Source organism: Pseudomonas sp. IT-P294 (genome assembly GCF_949767865.1).
In the GTDB taxonomy this organism is placed as follows: Bacteria; Pseudomonadota; Gammaproteobacteria; order Pseudomonadales; family Pseudomonadaceae; genus Aquipseudomonas.
Map to the genome: position 1 here is coordinate 74,477 of NZ_CATKQW010000059.1, position 17,673 is coordinate 92,149.

General features: G+C 59.3%; 17 protein-coding genes. 11 read left to right on the forward strand and 6 right to left on the reverse strand.

Annotated features, from left to right (window positions below):
* Nucleotides 1-118 precede the first annotated feature (118 nt).
* From ACM6I0_RS30575 to ACM6I0_RS30620, 10 genes are all read left to right on the forward strand, one after another.
* Entirely contained in the window at nucleotides 119-1,093 is a 975-nt protein-coding gene (locus ACM6I0_RS30575; RefSeq protein ID WP_414924022.1) for a KpsF/GutQ family sugar-phosphate isomerase, read from the forward strand.
* Complete coding sequence (locus ACM6I0_RS30580; RefSeq protein WP_285430849.1) at nucleotides 1,093-1,617, forward strand: KdsC family phosphatase; 525 nt, start codon at nucleotides 1,093-1,095, stop codon at nucleotides 1,615-1,617. The genes ACM6I0_RS30575 and ACM6I0_RS30580 overlap by 1 nt, the downstream gene beginning before the upstream one ends.
* 7 nt (nucleotides 1,618-1,624) lie before the next feature.
* On the forward strand, nucleotides 1,625-2,197 hold the full coding sequence (lptC, locus tag ACM6I0_RS30585) for an LPS export ABC transporter periplasmic protein LptC (RefSeq protein WP_208669982.1): 573 nt from the start codon (nucleotides 1,625-1,627) through the stop codon (nucleotides 2,195-2,197).
* Complete coding sequence (lptA, locus tag ACM6I0_RS30590) at nucleotides 2,184-2,732, forward strand: lipopolysaccharide transport periplasmic protein LptA (RefSeq protein WP_285430847.1); 549 nt, start codon at nucleotides 2,184-2,186, stop codon at nucleotides 2,730-2,732. Before lptC ends, lptA begins: the two co-directional genes overlap by 14 nt.
* Entirely contained in the window at nucleotides 2,732-3,457 is a 726-nt protein-coding gene (lptB, locus tag ACM6I0_RS30595) for an LPS export ABC transporter ATP-binding protein (RefSeq protein WP_285430845.1), read from the forward strand. The genes lptA and lptB overlap by 1 nt, the downstream gene beginning before the upstream one ends.
* A gap of 184 nt (nucleotides 3,458-3,641) precedes the next feature.
* On the forward strand, nucleotides 3,642-5,135 hold the full coding sequence (locus ACM6I0_RS30600) for an RNA polymerase factor sigma-54 (protein ID WP_414924023.1): 1,494 nt from the start codon (nucleotides 3,642-3,644) through the stop codon (nucleotides 5,133-5,135).
* 74 nt (nucleotides 5,136-5,209) lie between these two features.
* On the forward strand, nucleotides 5,210-5,518 hold the full coding sequence (hpf, locus tag ACM6I0_RS30605) for a ribosome hibernation-promoting factor, HPF/YfiA family (RefSeq protein ID WP_007941242.1): 309 nt from the start codon (nucleotides 5,210-5,212) through the stop codon (nucleotides 5,516-5,518).
* A 12-nt stretch (nucleotides 5,519-5,530) separates the two neighbouring features.
* Nucleotides 5,531-5,995, forward strand: a complete 465-nt coding sequence (ptsN, locus tag ACM6I0_RS30610) for a PTS IIA-like nitrogen regulatory protein PtsN (RefSeq protein ID WP_259155234.1) — start codon at nucleotides 5,531-5,533, stop codon at nucleotides 5,993-5,995.
* Nucleotides 5,996-5,997: 2 nt separating this feature from the next.
* The gene (gene rapZ / locus ACM6I0_RS30615; protein WP_414924024.1) at nucleotides 5,998-6,855 is read left to right on the forward strand and encodes an RNase adapter RapZ; all 858 of its coding nucleotides are present in this window, start codon (nucleotides 5,998-6,000) and stop codon (nucleotides 6,853-6,855) included.
* Nucleotides 6,856-6,870: 15 nt separating this feature from the next.
* Nucleotides 6,871-7,143: an HPr family phosphocarrier protein gene (locus ACM6I0_RS30620; RefSeq protein ID WP_414924025.1), complete on the forward strand. Its 273-nt coding sequence runs from the start codon at nucleotides 6,871-6,873 to the stop codon at nucleotides 7,141-7,143.
* A gap of 113 nt (nucleotides 7,144-7,256) precedes the next feature.
* On the opposite strand, the gene pmbA is transcribed toward ACM6I0_RS30620, so the two are convergent.
* Nucleotides 7,257-8,603: a metalloprotease PmbA gene (pmbA, locus tag ACM6I0_RS30625; protein ID WP_414924026.1), complete on the reverse strand. Its 1,347-nt coding sequence runs from the start codon at nucleotides 8,601-8,603 to the stop codon at nucleotides 7,257-7,259.
* A gap of 108 nt (nucleotides 8,604-8,711) precedes the next feature.
* Here pmbA and yjgA point away from each other — a divergent pair, with 108 nt between their 5' ends.
* Nucleotides 8,712-9,236, forward strand: a complete 525-nt coding sequence (gene yjgA, locus ACM6I0_RS30630; RefSeq protein ID WP_090175492.1) for a ribosome biogenesis factor YjgA — start codon at nucleotides 8,712-8,714, stop codon at nucleotides 9,234-9,236.
* A gap of 50 nt (nucleotides 9,237-9,286) precedes the next feature.
* On the opposite strand, the gene tldD is transcribed toward yjgA, so the two are convergent.
* The 5 genes from tldD to ACM6I0_RS30655 form a co-directional block, all read right to left on the reverse strand.
* Entirely contained in the window at nucleotides 9,287-10,729 is a 1,443-nt protein-coding gene (tldD, locus tag ACM6I0_RS30635) for a metalloprotease TldD (protein ID WP_222589786.1), read from the reverse strand.
* An 18-nt stretch (nucleotides 10,730-10,747) separates the two neighbouring features.
* The gene (locus ACM6I0_RS30640) at nucleotides 10,748-11,596 is read right to left on the reverse strand and encodes a carbon-nitrogen hydrolase family protein (protein ID WP_414924027.1); all 849 of its coding nucleotides are present in this window, start codon (nucleotides 11,594-11,596) and stop codon (nucleotides 10,748-10,750) included.
* Nucleotides 11,597-11,678: 82 nt separating this feature from the next.
* Nucleotides 11,679-15,482 (reverse strand): YhdP family protein, encoded by a 3,804-nt coding sequence (locus ACM6I0_RS30645; RefSeq protein ID WP_414924028.1) that lies wholly within the window; start codon nucleotides 15,480-15,482, stop codon nucleotides 11,679-11,681.
* A gap of 75 nt (nucleotides 15,483-15,557) precedes the next feature.
* Nucleotides 15,558-17,015, reverse strand: coding sequence for a ribonuclease G (gene rng, locus ACM6I0_RS30650; RefSeq protein WP_090175503.1), 1,458 nt, complete (start codon nucleotides 17,013-17,015; stop codon nucleotides 15,558-15,560).
* Nucleotides 17,016-17,072: 57 nt separating this feature from the next.
* The gene (locus tag ACM6I0_RS30655) at nucleotides 17,073-17,669 is read right to left on the reverse strand and encodes a Maf family protein (RefSeq protein WP_414924029.1); all 597 of its coding nucleotides are present in this window, start codon (nucleotides 17,667-17,669) and stop codon (nucleotides 17,073-17,075) included.
* Nucleotides 17,670-17,673 lie beyond the last annotated feature (4 nt).

Genomic DNA, 17,673 nt, shown 5'->3' on the forward strand with positions numbered 1-17,673 from the left:
AACCTTCTTCGTCGGGTATTTGGTAACCGGGAACGACAAAGCATGACGAACTAGCGTGAGGGTTTCGATCATTACCGCTATAATCGCCGCCTTTTCATCAGGCTATACGATTTCTGACATGAGCCAATCCAGCGACCTGATTCAATCCGCCCAACGCACCATCCGCCTCGAACTGGAAGCCGTAGAAGGCTTGCTGCCCCATATCGACGCAGATTTCGTACGCGCTTGCGAGATGATTCTGGCCAGCAAAGGCCGCGTGGTCGTGGTCGGCATGGGCAAATCGGGACATATCGGCAACAAGATTGCCGCCACACTGGCCAGCACCGGCACCACGGCCTTTTTCGTGCACCCGGCCGAAGCCAGCCATGGCGACATGGGCATGATTACCCGCGACGACATCATCCTGGCCCTGTCGAACTCCGGCTCCACCAATGAAATCGTGACCCTGTTGCCGTTGATCAAACGCCTGGGCATCAAATTGATCAGCCTCACCGGCAATCCAGATTCGCCGCTGGCCAAGGCTGCCGAGGTCAACCTCAACGTTCACGTCGAGCACGAAGCCTGCCCGCTGAATCTGGCACCGACCTCTTCAACCACCGCTGCACTGGTCATGGGCGATGCCCTGGCCGTCGCACTGCTGGAAGCCCGCGGCTTTACCGCTGAAGATTTCGCCTTTTCCCACCCGGGCGGCGCACTGGGCAGACGCCTGCTGCTGAAAGTCGAAAACGTCATGCACGCCGGACAAGAGCTGCCGCAGGTTCAGCGCGGCACCCTGCTCAAGGACGCGCTGATGGAAATGACCCGCAAGGGCCTGGGCATGACCGTGATCCTGGAAGCCGATGGCAAACTCGCCGGTATCTTCACCGACGGTGATTTGCGTCGCACCCTGGACCGCAGTATCGACATCCACAGCGCCACCATCGATCAGGTCATGACCGCACACGGCAAAACCGCCCGCGCCGAAATGCTTGCGGCCGAAGCCCTGAAAATCATGGAAGACCACAAGATCAACGCGCTGGTCGTGGTCGACAGCGACGACCGCCCGGTCGGAGCCTTGAACATGCACGACTTGTTGCGTGCAGGAGTAATGTAATGAGCACCGACCTGCTGCAACGCGGCAAACAGATCAAACTCGCGGTGTTCGACGTCGACGGCGTGCTGACCGACGGACGGTTGTACTTCCTTGAAGACGGTAGCGAATTCAAGACGTTCAACACCCTCGACGGCCAAGGCATCAAGATGTTGATGGCAGCCGGCGTGCAGACCGCTATCATCAGCGGTCGCAAGACCCCGGTGGTCGAACGTCGGGCGAAGAACCTCGGCATTCCACACCTTTATCAGGGGCGCGAAGACAAACTGGTGGTGCTGGACGAGCTTCTGGCCGAACTCAACCTAAGCTATGAACAAGTCGCCTATTTGGGTGACGACTTGCCAGACCTGCCGGTGATTCGCCGCGTTGGCCTGGGCATGGCGGTGGCCAATGCCGCCAGCTTCGTACGTGAAAACGCCCATGGCATTACCCTGGCCCGTGGTGGCGAGGGTGCCGCTCGTGAATTCTGCGAATTGATCCTGCTCGCCCAGGGCCGCCTTGATGCGGCCAACGCCGCGTACCTGTGAGCCCATTATGTTGAGCAAAAAGATTCGTAACATCCTGTTGTTCAGTTGCATCGCGGCGCTGTTCGCCGCGGTCGGCTACTGGAACATCAGCCCGGAACGCTTCCTCGATAAACCCGTAGCCAAGGTCGACGAAAGCGCCATTGACTATTACGCCACCAACGCCCACAGCGTGCAGTACCTGCCGGACGGCAAATTGCAGTACGAAATGACGTCCGACAAGGTTGAACACCTGAAAGCGACCGAGGTGACGTTGCTGACCAATCCCGACCTGAACATGTTTCGCGGCACCCAGTTCCCGTGGCACGTCCAGAGCGAGCGCGGAGAAGTCAATCCCGACGGCACTCAGGTCGAACTGATTGATTCGGTGCGCATCACGCGTTTCGACGAGAAAAACCGCAAAACCCTGATTACCACCACCCGTATGACTGTGTTCCCCAAGGAGCAATATGCGCAGACCGATCAACCCGTTAGAATCGACGGCGCTGGCGGTGTATCGACAGGCAACGGAATGAAAGCGTACTTGAAAGAAAGCAGGATACACCTGCTATCGAACGTAAGAGGACAGTATGAGGCTCGTTAAAACTCTCCCTATTTTGCTCAGTCTGGGCGCAGCACTGGGAAGCGTGAGCGCCTGGGCTCTGCCGAACGATCAAGAGCAGCCTATCCGCATTCAGGCCGACGATGCCCAACTGGACGACAAGAATGGCGTTGCCACCTATAAAGGTGACGTGATCATCACTCAGGGCTCGATGATCGTTAAAGGCAACACCGTGACCATCACCCGCACGCCGACCGGCGACATTGACGTGGTGACCTCGGTGGGCAACCTTGCCTACTTCGAACAATTGCAGACTGCTGGCGATACCAAGCCTGTTCAGGGCTGGGGCATCACCATCCAGTACCACGCTGCGCAAAACCGCATCGTCCTGATCGACAAGGCAAAAGTCATCGACAAGGACAACAACATCACTCAAGGCGAGAAAATCGTCTACGACACCGTCAAAAAGCTTGCGAGCGCCGGTCGCGCCACAGGCAACAAGGTCACCGAAGCGCGCCCACGCATCGACATGGTGATCCAGCCCAAGCCGAAAAACGACGCGAAAAAGGCTCCATAATGGCAACTCTGAAAGCTCAGCATCTGGCCAAGAGCTACAAGAGCCGCCAGGTCGTGCGTGACGTCAGCCTGTCGATCGACAGCGGTCAGATCGTCGGCCTGCTGGGTCCTAACGGCGCTGGCAAGACCACCTGCTTCTATATGATTGTCGGCCTGGTGCAGGCCGATCAGGGTCGCGTACTGATTGATGATCTGGATGTCAGCCACCAGCCAATGCACGGTCGTGCAAAGGCCGGCATTGGCTATCTTCCGCAAGAAGCGTCGATTTTTCGCAAACTCTCGGTGGCCGACAACATCATGGCCATCCTCGAGACCCGCAAGGAGCTCGACAAAGACGGTCGTCGCAAGGAACTGGAAAGCCTGCTGCAGGAATTCCATATCAGCCACATCCGTGACAACCTCGGCATGAGCCTGTCGGGTGGTGAGCGCCGCCGCGTGGAAATCGCACGCGCCCTGGCCACCAACCCGAAATTCATCCTGCTCGACGAACCGTTCGCCGGCGTGGACCCGATTTCGGTAGGCGACATCAAACAGATCATCTACCACCTCAAGGCCAAAGGCATTGGCGTGCTGATCACTGACCACAACGTCCGTGAGACCCTGGATATCTGCGAAACCGCCTACATCGTCAACGATGGACAGCTCATTGCCGAAGGCGACGCCGCCACCATCCTGGCCAATGACCTGGTGAAAGAAGTTTATCTGGGCCATGAGTTCCGCCTGTAAGCACTCAGGTGTCTGGCTGGTCGCCCAAGCGCCTGTCTCGATAAAAAATCAACATTTTTTTATTGTTACGGCGCTCTAGGCAAACGCTGCAGTTTCGGGCATATAATTTGCTTATGTTTGGCGCTCCGGCGCCCTGTAGTGGATGGCGCATGTGCGCCGGCGAATAAGGTGTTTAGCCCCTGCCATGAAACCATCGCTAGTCTTGAGAATGGGCCAGCAGCTGACGATGACACCGCAGCTGCAACAGGCCATCCGCCTGCTCCAATTGTCGACCCTGGACCTGCAACAGGAAATCCAGGAGGCCCTGGAGTCCAATCCGATGCTCGAACGCCAGGAAGAAGGCGACGACTTCGATAACGCCGACCCCTTGGCCGACAAAGCCGAACAACAACCCAACGCCGATGTTTCAGAGCCCTCCTACCAGGAAACCGCCCCGACGGTGGACAACCTCGAGGAAGGTGACTGGAATGAGCGCATCCCCAACGAGCTGCCCGTCGATACGGCATGGGAAGACGTTTACCAGACCAGCGCCAGCAGCCTGCCAAGCAGCGATGACGACGAGTGGGATTTCACTACGCGTACATCGGCCGGTGAAAGCCTGCAAAGCCATTTGCTGTGGCAGCTGAACCTGGCACCGATGTCCGACACCGATCGCTTGATTGCCGTGACTCTGATCGATTGCATCAACAATCAGGGCTACCTGGACGAAACCCTCGAGGAAATTCTCGAAGCCTTCGATCCGGAACTGGACATCGAACTGGACGAGATCGAAGCCGTCCTGCATCGCATCCAGCAGTTCGAACCGGCCGGTATCGGCGCCCGCAACCTGGGTGAATGCCTGCTGCTGCAACTGCGCCAGCTGCCAACCAAGACACCTTGGCTGGCGGAAGCCAAGCGCCTGGTCACCGACTACATCGATCTGCTCGGTAGCCGCGACTACAGCCAGCTGATGCGCCGCATGAAGCTAAAGGAAGATGAACTGCGCCAAGTGATCGAACTGGTGCAGAGCCTCAATCCGCGCCCTGGTTCACAAATCGAGTCCAGCGAAGCCGAATATGTCGTCCCTGACGTGATCGTACGCAAGGACAACGAACGCTGGCTGGTCGAGCTGAATCAGGAATCGGTGCCACGGCTGCGGGTCAACGCCCAATATGCCGGTTTCGTGCGTCGCGCCGACACCAGCGCCGACAACACTTTCATGCGCAATCAGTTGCAGGAAGCACGCTGGTTCATCAAGAGCCTGCAAAGCCGCAACGAAACACTGATGAAAGTGGCTACCCAGATCGTCGAGCATCAACGCGGCTTCCTGGAGTACGGCGACGAAGCGATGAAACCGCTGGTCCTGCACGACATCGCCGAAGCAGTGGGCATGCATGAGTCAACCATTTCACGGGTGACCACACAGAAATTCATGCATACCCCTCGGGGCATATATGAACTGAAATACTTTTTTTCCAGCCACGTCAGCACCTCCGAAGGCGGCGAATGCTCGTCCACGGCGATACGCGCGATCATCAAAAAACTGGTTGCGGCGGAAAATCAGAAAAAGCCGTTGAGTGACAGCAAGATCGCTGGTTTACTGGAGGCACAAGGCATTCAGGTGGCTCGCCGCACCGTCGCCAAGTACCGCGAATCCCTGGGAATCGCGCCTTCGAGCGAACGCAAGCGGTTGATGTAGAGCCACGCCACAGCGTTCCAGTGGTAGATCATCTGGTCTACCGCTTTATGCACTGGCAACGAAGGAGAAGCTGTATGCAAGTCAACATCAGTGGACACCAACTGGAAGTGACCGAACCTCTTCGCACCTACATCGGCGAAAAACTCGAACGATTAGAGAGGCATTTCGACAAGATCACCAACGTGCAGGTCACGATGACTGTCGAAAAGCTTAAGCAGAAAATCGAAGCCACGCTGCATATTCCCGGGAATGAAGTGGTCGCCAACGCGGAACATACCGATATGTACGCGGCGATCGACGCACTCACCGACAAGCTCGATAAACAACTCAAAAAGCATAAGGAAAAGACCCAAAGCCTGCTCCAGGGCGCTACCGGTCGTTAACACTCCCAACCCATGATCCGACTTGAAAACATCCTGACCCCCGGCCGTTCTCTCGTGAACGTGCCGGGCGGCAGTAAAAAGAAAGCCCTTGAGCAAATTGCCACCCTGATTGCCCGGGAAGTGCCGGATCTGGAGATGCAAGATGTCTTCGAGGCTTTGATTGCCCGTGAAAAACTCGGTTCGACCGGTTTTGGCAACGGCATCGCCATCCCCCACTGTCGCATCAAGGGCTGCAATTCACCCATCAGCGCCCTGATACACCTTGAAGCCCCCATCGATTTCGACGCCATCGACGGCGCCCCGGTTGACCTGCTGTTTGTACTGCTGGTCCCGCAGGCCGCTACCGATGCGCACCTGGAGCTACTGCGCCAGATCGCCAGCATGCTCGATCGCAAGGAAGTGCGTGAAAAACTGCGCAGCGCCCCGAGTAATGAAGCCTTGTATCAGGTCGTCCTGAGCGAGCAAAACGGTCATTAATCATGCGTTTGATCATTGTCAGTGGCCGCTCCGGCTCAGGTAAAAGTACCGCACTCGATGTTCTCGAGGACAACGGCTACTACTGCATCGACAACCTGCCCGCGGGCTTGCTGCCAGAACTCGCCGAGCGCGCGCTGATTCATACCGAGCTCGCACAACCGCTGGTCGCGGTATCCATAGATGCCCGCAACCTGCCCAGTCATCTGTCGCGATTTCCGGAACTACTGGAAGAAGTGCGCAGCCGGCACATCAAATGCGATGTGCTGTACCTGGACGCCGACGAAGAAACGCTGCTCAAACGGTTCTCGGAAACCCGTCGTCGCCACCCGCTCAGCAACCCCCACCGCTCCTTGGCAGAGGCGATTCAGGACGAAACCAGTTTGCTGGGGCCGATTGCCGACCTGGCCGACCTCAAAGTCAACACCACCAACCTGAACCTGTATCAGCTGCGCGACACCATCAAATTGCGCTTGCTGAACCAGCCGGACAGCGGCACTGCGTTCCTGGTGGAGTCGTTCGGGTTCAAGCGAGGCATGCCGGTCGACGCAGACCTGGTGTTCGACGTGCGCTGCCTGCCCAACCCTTACTGGAAGCCTGAGTTGCGCGAACTGTCCGGGCTTGATCAACCGGTGGCCGAGTACCTGGCGGCGCAACCGGACGTCGAAGAGATGTTTCAGGACATTTCCTCCTACCTGCTAAAATGGCTGCCGCGCTTCGCTGCGAGCAACCGTGCTTATGTCACCATTGCCATTGGCTGCACCGGCGGGCATCACCGCTCCGTCTACCTGACCGAACGTCTGGGCCAGGCTCTGCAACAATCCCTGAAGAACGTCCAGGTCCGCCACCGCGACCTCAGCTAAAGGATTCACATCGCGATGCCTGCTCTGGAAATCGAAATCATCAACAAGCTGGGCCTGCATGCCCGCGCTTCGGCAAAATTCGTTGGCGTTGCTGGTCAGTTCCCATGCCAAATCAAAGCCGGACGTACGCCTGAATCGATGGTTGACGGCAAAAGCATCATGGCCATGATGATGCTAGCTGCCGGCAAGGGCACGAAGATCCACCTGAAAACTGAAGGCGAGCAAGAACAGGAAGCGCTGGATGCCCTAGTGAAGTTGATCAACAACTACTTCGACGAAGGCGAATAACCGCCCCCTTTATGTCGCAGTTCGCTCCCACGGGGGGGGGGCGGTGCAAGACGCAAAAAAAAGGCGCGCCACCCAATCGGGTGGCGCGCCTTTTTATTGCCCAGCGATAAGCGTTAGCTACCGGCCACGGTCATCCGCTCAATCAACACCGAGCCTGTACGAATGTTGCTGCGCAGCTCAAGGTCATTACCGACCGCGACGATCTGCTTGAACATGTCGCGCATGTTGCCGGCAATGGTCACTTCCTGGACCGCGAACTGGATTTCGCCGTTCTCAACCCAATAACCGGCCGCGCCACGGGAATAATCGCCCGTGACCATGTTCAGGCCCTGACCCATCAACTCGGTTACCAGCAAGCCGCGCCCCATGCGGCGCAGCAACGCTGCCTGATCTTCATCGCCATGCGTCACGAACAGGTTGTGTACGCCGCCTGCGTTGGCGGTACTTGGCATACCCAGCTTACGGCCGGAATAGGTGCCAAGGATGTACGACACCAACTCGCCCTTTTCGACGAACGGCTTGGCGTAGGTCGCCAGGCCATCACCGTCGAATGCCGAACTGCCCATGGCGCGCATCAAATGCGGACGTTCATCAATGGTCAGCCATTCCGGGAACAGCTTCTGCCCCAAAGTGCCTTCAAGGAACGACGATTTGCGATACAGGCTGCCACCGGAAATCGCCGACAGGAAGCTGCCGAACAAGCCACCGGCCAGCTCAGCCGAAAACAACACCGGCACCCCGCAAGTCGGCACCGGACGCGCGCCCAGGCGGCTCGCGGCGCGTTGTGCGGCGCGCTGGCCAATGCTCTCCGGACTGGCCAGCAAATTGCCCTGACGGTTCACGTCATACCAGTAATCGCGCTGCATCTGTCCGTCGGCCTCGGCGATCATGACGCAACTCAGGCTGTGACGAGTCGACGCGTAGCCGCCGATAAATCCGTGGCTGTTGCCGTAAACACGGCAGCCTTGATGGGTGCTGAGGGTCGTGCCATCGGCATTCTTGATCCGGCTGTCGGCCGCAAACGCCGCCGCTTCACAGGTCAGCGCCTGCTCGATGGCCTGCTCTGGGGTAATGTCCCATTGGTGGAACAGGTCGAAATCCGGCAGATCCCTGGCCATCAGCGCGGCATCAGCCAGGCCAGACGCTTCGTCTTCCGAGGTGTGCTTGGCGATGGCCAACGCCGCAGCGACGGTTTCGCGAATGGCTTCCGGGCCACTGGCCGATGTACTGGCCGAACCTTTGCGCTGGCCGACGTACAAGGTGATGCCGAAGCCCTGATCGCGGTTGAATTCGACGGTTTCGACTTCGCGCTGACGCACCGAAGTGGACAGGCCCTGCTCCAGCGACACCGCCACTTCACAGGCACTGGCACCTTGGCGCTTGGCTTCAGCGATGATCTGCTCGACTTGTTCTTGCAGTGCCGGCAACGCTTGTGGGCCGACGCTTTCAACTGCACTCATGCTGTTCTCCACTCAAATTCTGCTTTCGGCTAGGGCCTTCGAGCGACCGGGCCGGACAAGCGGCCCCCGACTGGTTATCATGGCGGCGTTTCTTTGCGGACGGCCACCATGGTTGATTCTTACGACGACTCCCTCGATACGGGAGAAAAAAGCAAATCCCAGGTCAAACGCGAGCTTCATGCTCTGGTTGACCTCGGCGAGCGCCTTACAACGCTCAAGCCTGACTTGCTGGCAAAACTGCCGCTGACCGACGCTATGCGCCGGGCACTGGCCGATGCGCCCAAGCACACCGCGAATATCGCGCGTAAACGGCACCTTATGTTCATCGGCAAACTGATGCGCGATCAGGACACTGACGCCATTCTGAGCTTGCTCGATCAACTCGATGCCTCCACCCGGCAGTACAACGAACGTTTCCATGGCCTGGAACGCTGGCGCGATCGCTTGATCGCGGGCGACGATGCAGTCCTGGAGAAGTTCGTGCTCGACTACCCGGAGGCTGATCGTCAGCAGTTGCGCTCCCTGATCCGTCAGGCCCAGCACGAACTGGCGACCAACAAGCCACCGGCATCGAGCCGTAAAATCTTCAAGTACATCCGTGAGCTGGACGAGACTCAACGCGGCCTGCGTTGATGCTCGAATCGGGTGAGTCGCCAAGCGGCTCACCCGAAGCTCCATCCTGTTTACGATCCTGTGCCACCCACAGTGATCGCATCGATTTTCAGCGTTGGCTGGCCGACACCCACCGGCACCGACTGCCCATCCTTGCCGCACGTCCCCACACCACTGTCCAGCGCCAGATCATTGCCGACCATCGACACCTTGCTCATCGCTTCCGGGCCGTTGCCGATCAACGTCGCGCCTTTGACCGGGGCGGTAATCTTGCCGTCTTCGATCAGGTACGCCTCGCTGGTGGAGAACACGAACTTGCCGCTGGTGATGTCTACCTGACCGCCGCCGAGGTTGGCGCAGTAGATGCCGCGCTTTACCGAGGCAATGATTTCCGCCGGGTCGCTTTCGCCCGCCAGCATGTAGGTGTTGGTCATGCGTGGCATCGGCAAGTGCGCGTAGGATTCACGGCGACCGTTACCGGTGCGGGCAACGCCCATCAGGCGCGCGTTGAGCTTGTCCTGCATGTAGCCCTTGAGTACGCCGTTCTCGATCAGCGTGGTGCACTCGGTCGGGGTACCCTCATCGTCGACACTCAGGGAGCCGCGACGGCCCGCCAACGTACCGTCATCGACGATGGTGCAGAGCTTGGACGCGACCATCTCGCCCATGCGCCCGCTGTAGGCGGAACTGCCCTTGCGGTTGAAGTCGCCTTCCAGGCCGTGACCGACCGCTTCGTGCAGCAGCACGCCGGACCAGCCCGAACCCAGCACCACCGGCAACGTACCGGCCGGTGCCGGAATCGCTTCTAGGTTGACCAGGGCCTGACGCAAGGCTTCACGGGCGTAACCCATGGCGCGGTCATCACTCAGGAAATAACGGTAATCGGTTCGACCGCCACCGCCATGGCCACCGCGCTCGCGGCGACCGTTCTGCTCGACGATCACGCTGACGTTAAAGCGCACCAACGGCCGTACATCCGCCGCCAGACTGCCATCCGTCGAGGCCACGAGGATTCGCTCCCAGACCCCGGCCATGCTCACGGTCACTTGCTGAATACGTGGGTCGAGGGCGCGCGTCGCGACGTCGATGCGTTTAAGCAACTCGACTTTCTCGGCGCGCGTCATCACTTCCAAAGGATTGTCCGGCCCGTATAACTGGGCGACATCTGCCGTGGTGAACGCTTGCACCGTGCCATTTTGCCCTGCGCGCGAGATCGAGCGCGCAGCACGTGCCGCCGCGCCCAGGGCTTCCAGCGTGATCGCATTGCTGTAGGCAAAACCGGTTTTTTCACCCGATTGCGCACGAACGCCAACGCCCTGATCGAGGTTGAAGCTGCCTTCCTTGACGATTCCGTCTTCCAGCGCCCAGGACTCGGAAATCTGTCCCTGGAAATACAGGTCGGCGGCATCGATGCCCGGGCCGGCCAGATCGCCGAGTACACCCTGCAGACTTTCGATGGTTACGCCACCAGGCGCCAGGAGGTGTTCACTGACTGAGGACAACAACTCGCTCATATGCTTTACGCCTTAAATTCATCGTTCTGAGGCAGGTCGCTGGGCGCCCTGCGAGAAAAAGCGCCGGTGACTGGACACCGGCATCCGCGCCCTGATGGACGCCTGTTCGCTGCTATCGCGTTCGGCCAGCAGCACGGCCTCGCCTTGATCCTGTTGCGCCAGCACGCGGCCCCACGGGTCAATGATCGCGGCATGGCCAAAGGTTTCTCGCGGCCCCGGATGCGTCCCACCCTGAGCGGCTGCGAGTAGGTAACATTGAGTCTCGATGGCCCGCGCGCGAATCAGCACATCCCAATGCGCCGCACCGGTCACCGCCGTAAAAGCCGATGGCGCGGTAATCAGCTGAGCACCGCCAGCCCGTAATTCGCTATACAACTCCGGGAAACGCAGGTCATAACACACCGTCAGGCCAACCCGGCCGACCGGCGTATCGGCTAACACAACGCCACTGCCATGAGCATAGTCATCGGACTCGCGATAGCGCCCGCGATTGTCCGCAACGTCCACATCGAACAGGTGCAGCTTGTCGTAACGCGCCACTGTCTCGCCCTGGTCGTTCACCAACAGCGAGCAGGCATGCACCTTGGCCGTCGGTTGATCCATCGGCGGCAACGGCAATGTGCCGGCCACTATCCATAATTTGAGGTCGCGGGCGGTCTGTTTCAACCACGGCAGGATCGGGCCTTCACCCAAGGCCTCGGCGCGACCGATATCGGCAATGTCGCGACGGCCCATGGCGGCGAAGTTTTCTGGCAGCACCGCAAGCTGCGCACCACCGGCTGCCGCCTGCTCGAGCAGATGACGGGCCCGGGCAAGATTGGCCAGCACATCGCTCTGGCTGACCATTTGAATCACCGCAAAAGACATGGCGCGCTCCTGGGTCGCTTTTTATAAAGACTGCTTGCCATGCTACTCCATAGCCTTTGGCAGTGCCTTTTCAAAAAAGAACTCAAAAAGGTTTGTCGTAGGTGATTTTCGGCTCTTTCCACGGACCTTTGACCGTGTATTTCACGCTGGCGAAACGTGCCACGCGGTCTCCGATCAACTTGTCGATCAAGAACAGCGCGCCGCCAACCGCCGGTGCGCCGACGATCAACGCGGCAATCGGCAAGTTGTTGGTCACCGGCAACGTCACCAGCAACTTGGCATCGATCTGGTCACCGACCAGATTCAGCGTGCCGTTGAGCTCAACATTGCTCGAAGGTCCGGTCATCTGGATGGGCTCCTTGGTCACGTAGACGCCGTTGGTCGCGACCAGCAGGCCTTTGACGCGGTCATAACTCAGGCCTTTTCCAAACAAGTCGGAGAAGTCCAGGCGCAGACGGCGACCGATGGAGTTGAAGTTGAGCAGGCCGAAAACCCGCAGGGCCTGGGCACCGCCCTCGACTTCAACGAACTGGCCTTTGCTCAGCGATGCATCCAGGGTGCCGGAGAAACGCTTGCTCGCCAGCCAGGCCGGGGAGCCCGGCCAGCGACCGTCGACGTCCATATGAAACTCTTCGCTGGTGACGCTCGGCGCAAAGCCCCAGCCTTTGAGTACATCGGCGAGATTCTTGCCGCCGATTCGTCCCTTGAACCAACTGCTGGAACTCCCCGGTATGCCTTCCCAGCCGCCATTGCCCTGCAACAGAATGCCCTTGAGCCCCAGGTCCAGGGTATTGAGCGCGATGCCCCTGGCAGTCGGACGGACTTTTAAATACCAGGCACCGACCAGGTCTTGCCCCTGGAACAGCTGATTGATGGTGATATCCAGTGCAGGAATTTTCGTCGGGTCTACGGAGGCCAGCGGATCCGGCGAATTTTCGTCGGCCAGCACTTTAGGATCCGGTGCCGGCAAGCGCACGGTCAGCAGATTGATCGCAATCGGCGCGCCTTGCGCATCCGGGATACTCGCGCTGCCCTTGACCTGCTGACTGTCGAGCTGCAGGGCCCACGCGGCGGATTTGCGGTTCAACTGCACCGACGCCTGATCGAGCGTGGTGCCGACGCCGCTCAGCTTGCCGACCTTGAAGTCCGCGCTGCTGAGCAGCTGCTTGGCACTGCCGCCCGGATCCTGGCCGGCGTACTTGTCCGCCAGATCTTTCCAGGGACCGACATCCAGTTCCGACAGCACGCCACGCACCCGAAGGCCTTTCGCGCCGGGCAGCACGGCAGCGCCGCCGCCGAGGAACAACTCACCGCGACCATCGGCAAAATTGCCGGGCGGCGCGGCGAATGTGAAGTTTGCCAACTCGCCATAGTTGACCCAATAGCGCCGCTCCTGTCCCTGCAGGGTCATGCGGAACGTGGTGTCGCGTCCGACATCGGCAGTCATGCCGAACGGGGCCGGCAAATCGATTGCCACGCCTTTGAGACTGGAATTGACCATCAATTGGCTGTCAGGCCCATCGAGGTTCAGTTGCAACTGATACGGGATCAAACCGGACACCGGCAGCGGTTGGGTCACGTTCAACCAATCCGTGAGCTTCTTGACCTCTACCTGACCAGACGCGCTGACACGGGTCTTGATATTACCCGGGCTGCCATCGGCAAAAATCTGCGCGGTGACCGGCCTGTCGAAGGCCCGAGCAGTAATGTTTTGTCCGCTCACCCCCTTGGCGCTGTCAAAACGGAAATCGCCTTTGAGTTGAGTCAACTCAAGCACAGGCTCGGCCAGTTTCAGACGGGACTTGGCTGTCTTGAAGTCGACGAGAATTTTCGGCTGTTCGCCTTTTACCAAGGGAATGTCCAGTTTCAACTTGCCTTGCAGATCGCCCTCGCCTTCCCATCCAGCAAAGGTGTCCGCCGTGCCGATCGGCGCTTCCTGAAGAATCTTCAAGCCATCGCCCAATCCGCCGGCGAACCCGCCGTCGAGGAACAGGTGAACGCTTTGACCGGCCGGCACATGGGGAATATTGACGTAGATGTCGCTGACCTGGGTGTTGAGCAACTGGCCCTTGCTGGCCAGGATCCGCACACCGCTGTCTTCGACAAACACATCACCGCTCACCTTGCTGACATGTGGCCAACCTGGCTGAAACGCCAGTTCGGCGTCATGCACCTTGAAGAACAGGCTGATGCTGCGGGCAGCGTCCTCGGCGCCATGGTTCAGCGAGCCTTGATACTGGAAGAAACCCTGGTCTACCGCACCTTTGAGAATCGCAGTGCGCAGCCATTCGTCGAGTGCCGGGCTGAGCATGCTTGGCAGGTATTTGGCGGTGTAACGACCGTCGCCATCCACCAGGCCAACCCGCAGGTCCATGTAGTCTTCCTGGGTATGGTCGAAATGCAGGCGGATCAGGAAGTCACCGGCAATCTTGCCCTCTTCGCCCAGCACCTTGAGGTACGGCGCGATCAGGGTGAAGCCTTCTTTGTCGAGCTTCCAGGTCAGCCGGGCATTGGCCTGGATGTATTGCCATGGCTTGGCAAAGATCGGGTCCAGGTGCAGGACAAAGTCCTTGCTGTCCATCCGCAGTTCACCCTGACCAAGGTCACCACTGATGCTACCGCTGACATTTCGCGCCGCCGGTGCACCGTGATAGGCGTCGAAGCCGACCTGCTCGAGGTTGGCGGCAAAGCTGAACTTGCTGTCGTCGGTGGCATTGGGCCGCAGATCGATCAGCACGTTGCGTAGACTGCCGGTGACCTTGAGTCGCTCGATGGCGGTGGCAACACCTTCCGGCAGCGGCCCCAAGGCATTCATCAGCGGTGTGAGCGGTGTGAGATCGAGGCGGTCGGCTTGCAAGTGCCAGACTTCGTCAGCCGTATCGGTCGCGATGCTCTGGCGCAGTTGCAGATGCGATTCCCAGCGGCTCGCGCCAAGGTTCATGGCCAGGGAGTCCAAAGTCACCAGCATGCCTTCGGAACTGCGCTGGAAATAGCCGTTGAGCGCCAGGTTGTTGATCTGGATCGGTTTACGTTCGGCGTAAGCGCCCTTGAGCTGTGGCGCGTTCAAGCGAATGGCAGCGCTTTGCAGCTCGCCCTTGCCCCAGGTCACCCAGAGTTCGCCACCGGCCTTGATCTCGGAGAAATTCCATTGCCGGGTCAGGCTCGCGGGCAGCCATTTCGACCAGTCGCTTTGCGGCAGGCTCAGGTACGCCTCGGCTTCGCCATCCTTCCATTCGCTGGCGCGAATACGGGTGCGCACACTCATGGCCAACGGTTGGCCATCGGGCAGGGTCAAACGGGCATCGAGTCGCTGGCGGGACACGCCGGTTTTCAGGTTCAGGCCCACGTAGGTCAATGTCAGTGGCGGCTGATCCAGTGGCTGCAAGGTCACCTGGCTGTCGATCACCGACAACTGCGCAACCATTTGCATGCGATTGAGCAACTGCTCCGGGTCGAGCGGCTGGTCCTGTTGCACCGGCAAACCTTCCAGCGCCCACTGCCCGTCCTGGCCTTCCTTGAGGCTGATCTTCAGGCCATTGAGTTCCAGATGAGCGATGCGCACTTCGCGCGCTAGCAAGCTTTCCCAAACGTCAGGCACCGCCCGCACCTGGTCCAGACGCAGGGCATTGGAGCCCTCGCCAACCGTGACGTCGTGCGCCAGGAGGATCGGCGCGAAACCGCTCCAGTTGCCCTCCAGCTTACCGATCTGCAACGGCATGCCCAGGGCGGCGCTGGCTTTGGTTTCGACGTCGGCACGATATTCGGCCACCAGAGGCGTCAACTCGCGGCCGAGGCTGACGTATAACGCCATCAACACCAATACCAACGCGCACAGGCCAAGACCCCAGCGGGTCAGTGCGGCCAAAATGCGTGTCAGACGTTCCATGTCAGTTGGCTCCCATGGCAAAAATACTGCAAAAAGCTGAGGCCAGCCGATTTAGTGAGGTTGAAACAAAACGATTCAGAGCAGCACCACGTCGTATTGTTCCTGGGAATACATGGTTTCCACCTGAAACCGGATGGTCCGCCCGATAAAGCCTTCCAGTTCGGCGACATTGCCCGACTCCTCGTCGAGCAAACGATCGACGACTTTCTGGTTCGCCAATACACGATAGCCTTCCGCTTGATAGGCGCGTGCCTCGCGGAGGATTTCGCGAAAAATTTCATAGCAGACCGTTTCCGGCGTCTTCAATTTGCCGCGTCCCTGACAGCTGCTGCAGGGTTCACAGAGCACTTGTTCGAGACTTTCGCGGGTGCGCTTGCGGGTCATCTGCACCAGGCCCAACTCGGTGATGCCGATGATGTTGGTCTTGGCGTGATCGCGCTCAAGTTGCTTCTCGAGGGTACGCAAGACCTGGCGCTGGTGCTCTTCGTCTTCCATGTCGATGAAGTCGATGATGATGATTCCGCCCAGATTGCGCAGGCGCAGCTGGCGAGCGATGGCGGTCGCGGCTTCGAGGTTGGTCTTGAAAATGGTTTCTTCGAGGTTGCGATGCCCGACGAATGCGCCCGTGTTGACGTCGATGGTGCTCATGGCTTCGGCCGGATCGACCACCAGATAACCGCCGGACTTGAGCGGCACTTTGCGCTCGAGGGCTTTCTGGATTTCGTCTTCGACGCCGTACAGGTCGAAGATCGGCCGCTCGCCCGGGTAATGCTCCAGACGATCAGCGATTTCCGGCATCAGTTCGGCGACGAACTGCGTGGTTTTCTGGAAGGTTTCCCGGGAATCGATACGGATCTTCTCGATCTTCGGGCTCACCAGGTCACGCAAGGTGCGCAGCGCCAGGCCGAGGTCTTCGTAGATCACACTCGGTGCGCTGATGGTCTTGATCTGTTCGTTGATCTGATCCCAGAGACGGCGCAGGTAACGAATGTCCATCAGGATTTCATCGGCACCCGCCCCTTCGGCGGCAGTGCGCAGAATGAAACCGCCCGCCTCCTTGATGCCCTCTTTGTCCACGCAATCGGTGACCACTTGCTTGAGGCGTTCGCGTTCCGCTTCGTCCTCGATCTTCAGGGAAATGCCGACGTGGGCCGTGCGCGGCATGTACACCAGATAGCGCGATGGAATCGATAACTGAGTGGTCAGGCGCGCGCCTTTGGAACCGATCGGGTCCTTGGTGACTTGCACCACCAGGCTCTGACCTTCATGGACCAACGCGCTGATGCTTTCTACCGCCGGCCCTTCACGCAAGGAAATTTCCGAGGCATGAATGAACGCGGCCCGGTCCAGACCGATATCGACGAACGCGGCCTGCATGCCCGGCAACACCCGCACGACCTTGCCTTTATAGATATTGCCGACGATTCCACGCTTTTGCGTGCGCTCGACGTGGACCTCTTGCAGAACACCGTTTTCGACCACCGCCACGCGCGATTCCATCGGCGTGATGTTGATCAGGATCTCTTCACTCATGGCAGGGTCTCGTTCAGGCATGTTCACGATAATGGCCGCATCTTGTCAGAACGACGCTCAGCGCGCGTTAAGGGTTTGCCAACAGGGTATGCCGAAATGGCCCAGCAGCTCGCAGGTTTCGCACAGCGGCAACCCGACCACAGCCGAGTAGCTGCCATTGAGCCCGGCGACAAACACCGCGCCCAGTCCTTGAATCCCATAGCCGCCAGCCTTGTCACGGGGTTCGCCGCTGGCCCAGTAGGCCGCGGCTTCTTCACGACTGATGTCGCGAAAGCGCACCAGGCTGCGCACAACCCGAGACTCACAGCGTTCGCCGTCGAGCACCGCAATGGCGGTCAATACTTGGTGTTCCTGACCGGCCAACAACATAAGCATGGCGCACGCATCGGCTTCGTCCACCGGTTTGCCAAGAATTTTCCCGTTGAGCACCACGGCGGTATCGGCACCCAACACGCAAGAATCTTCACCTGACGCGAGCGTGCCGCGCCCGGCTTCGGCCTTGCCACGCGCGAGGCGTTCGACATAAGCCGACGGGGATTCATGCTTCAAAGGGGTTTCATCGATGTCCGCACTGATGGCGGAAAACGGCACGCCGATCTGCGTGAGCAGCTCACGCCGACGTGGCGAGCCTGAGGCGAGGTATAACTTCATCAAGACA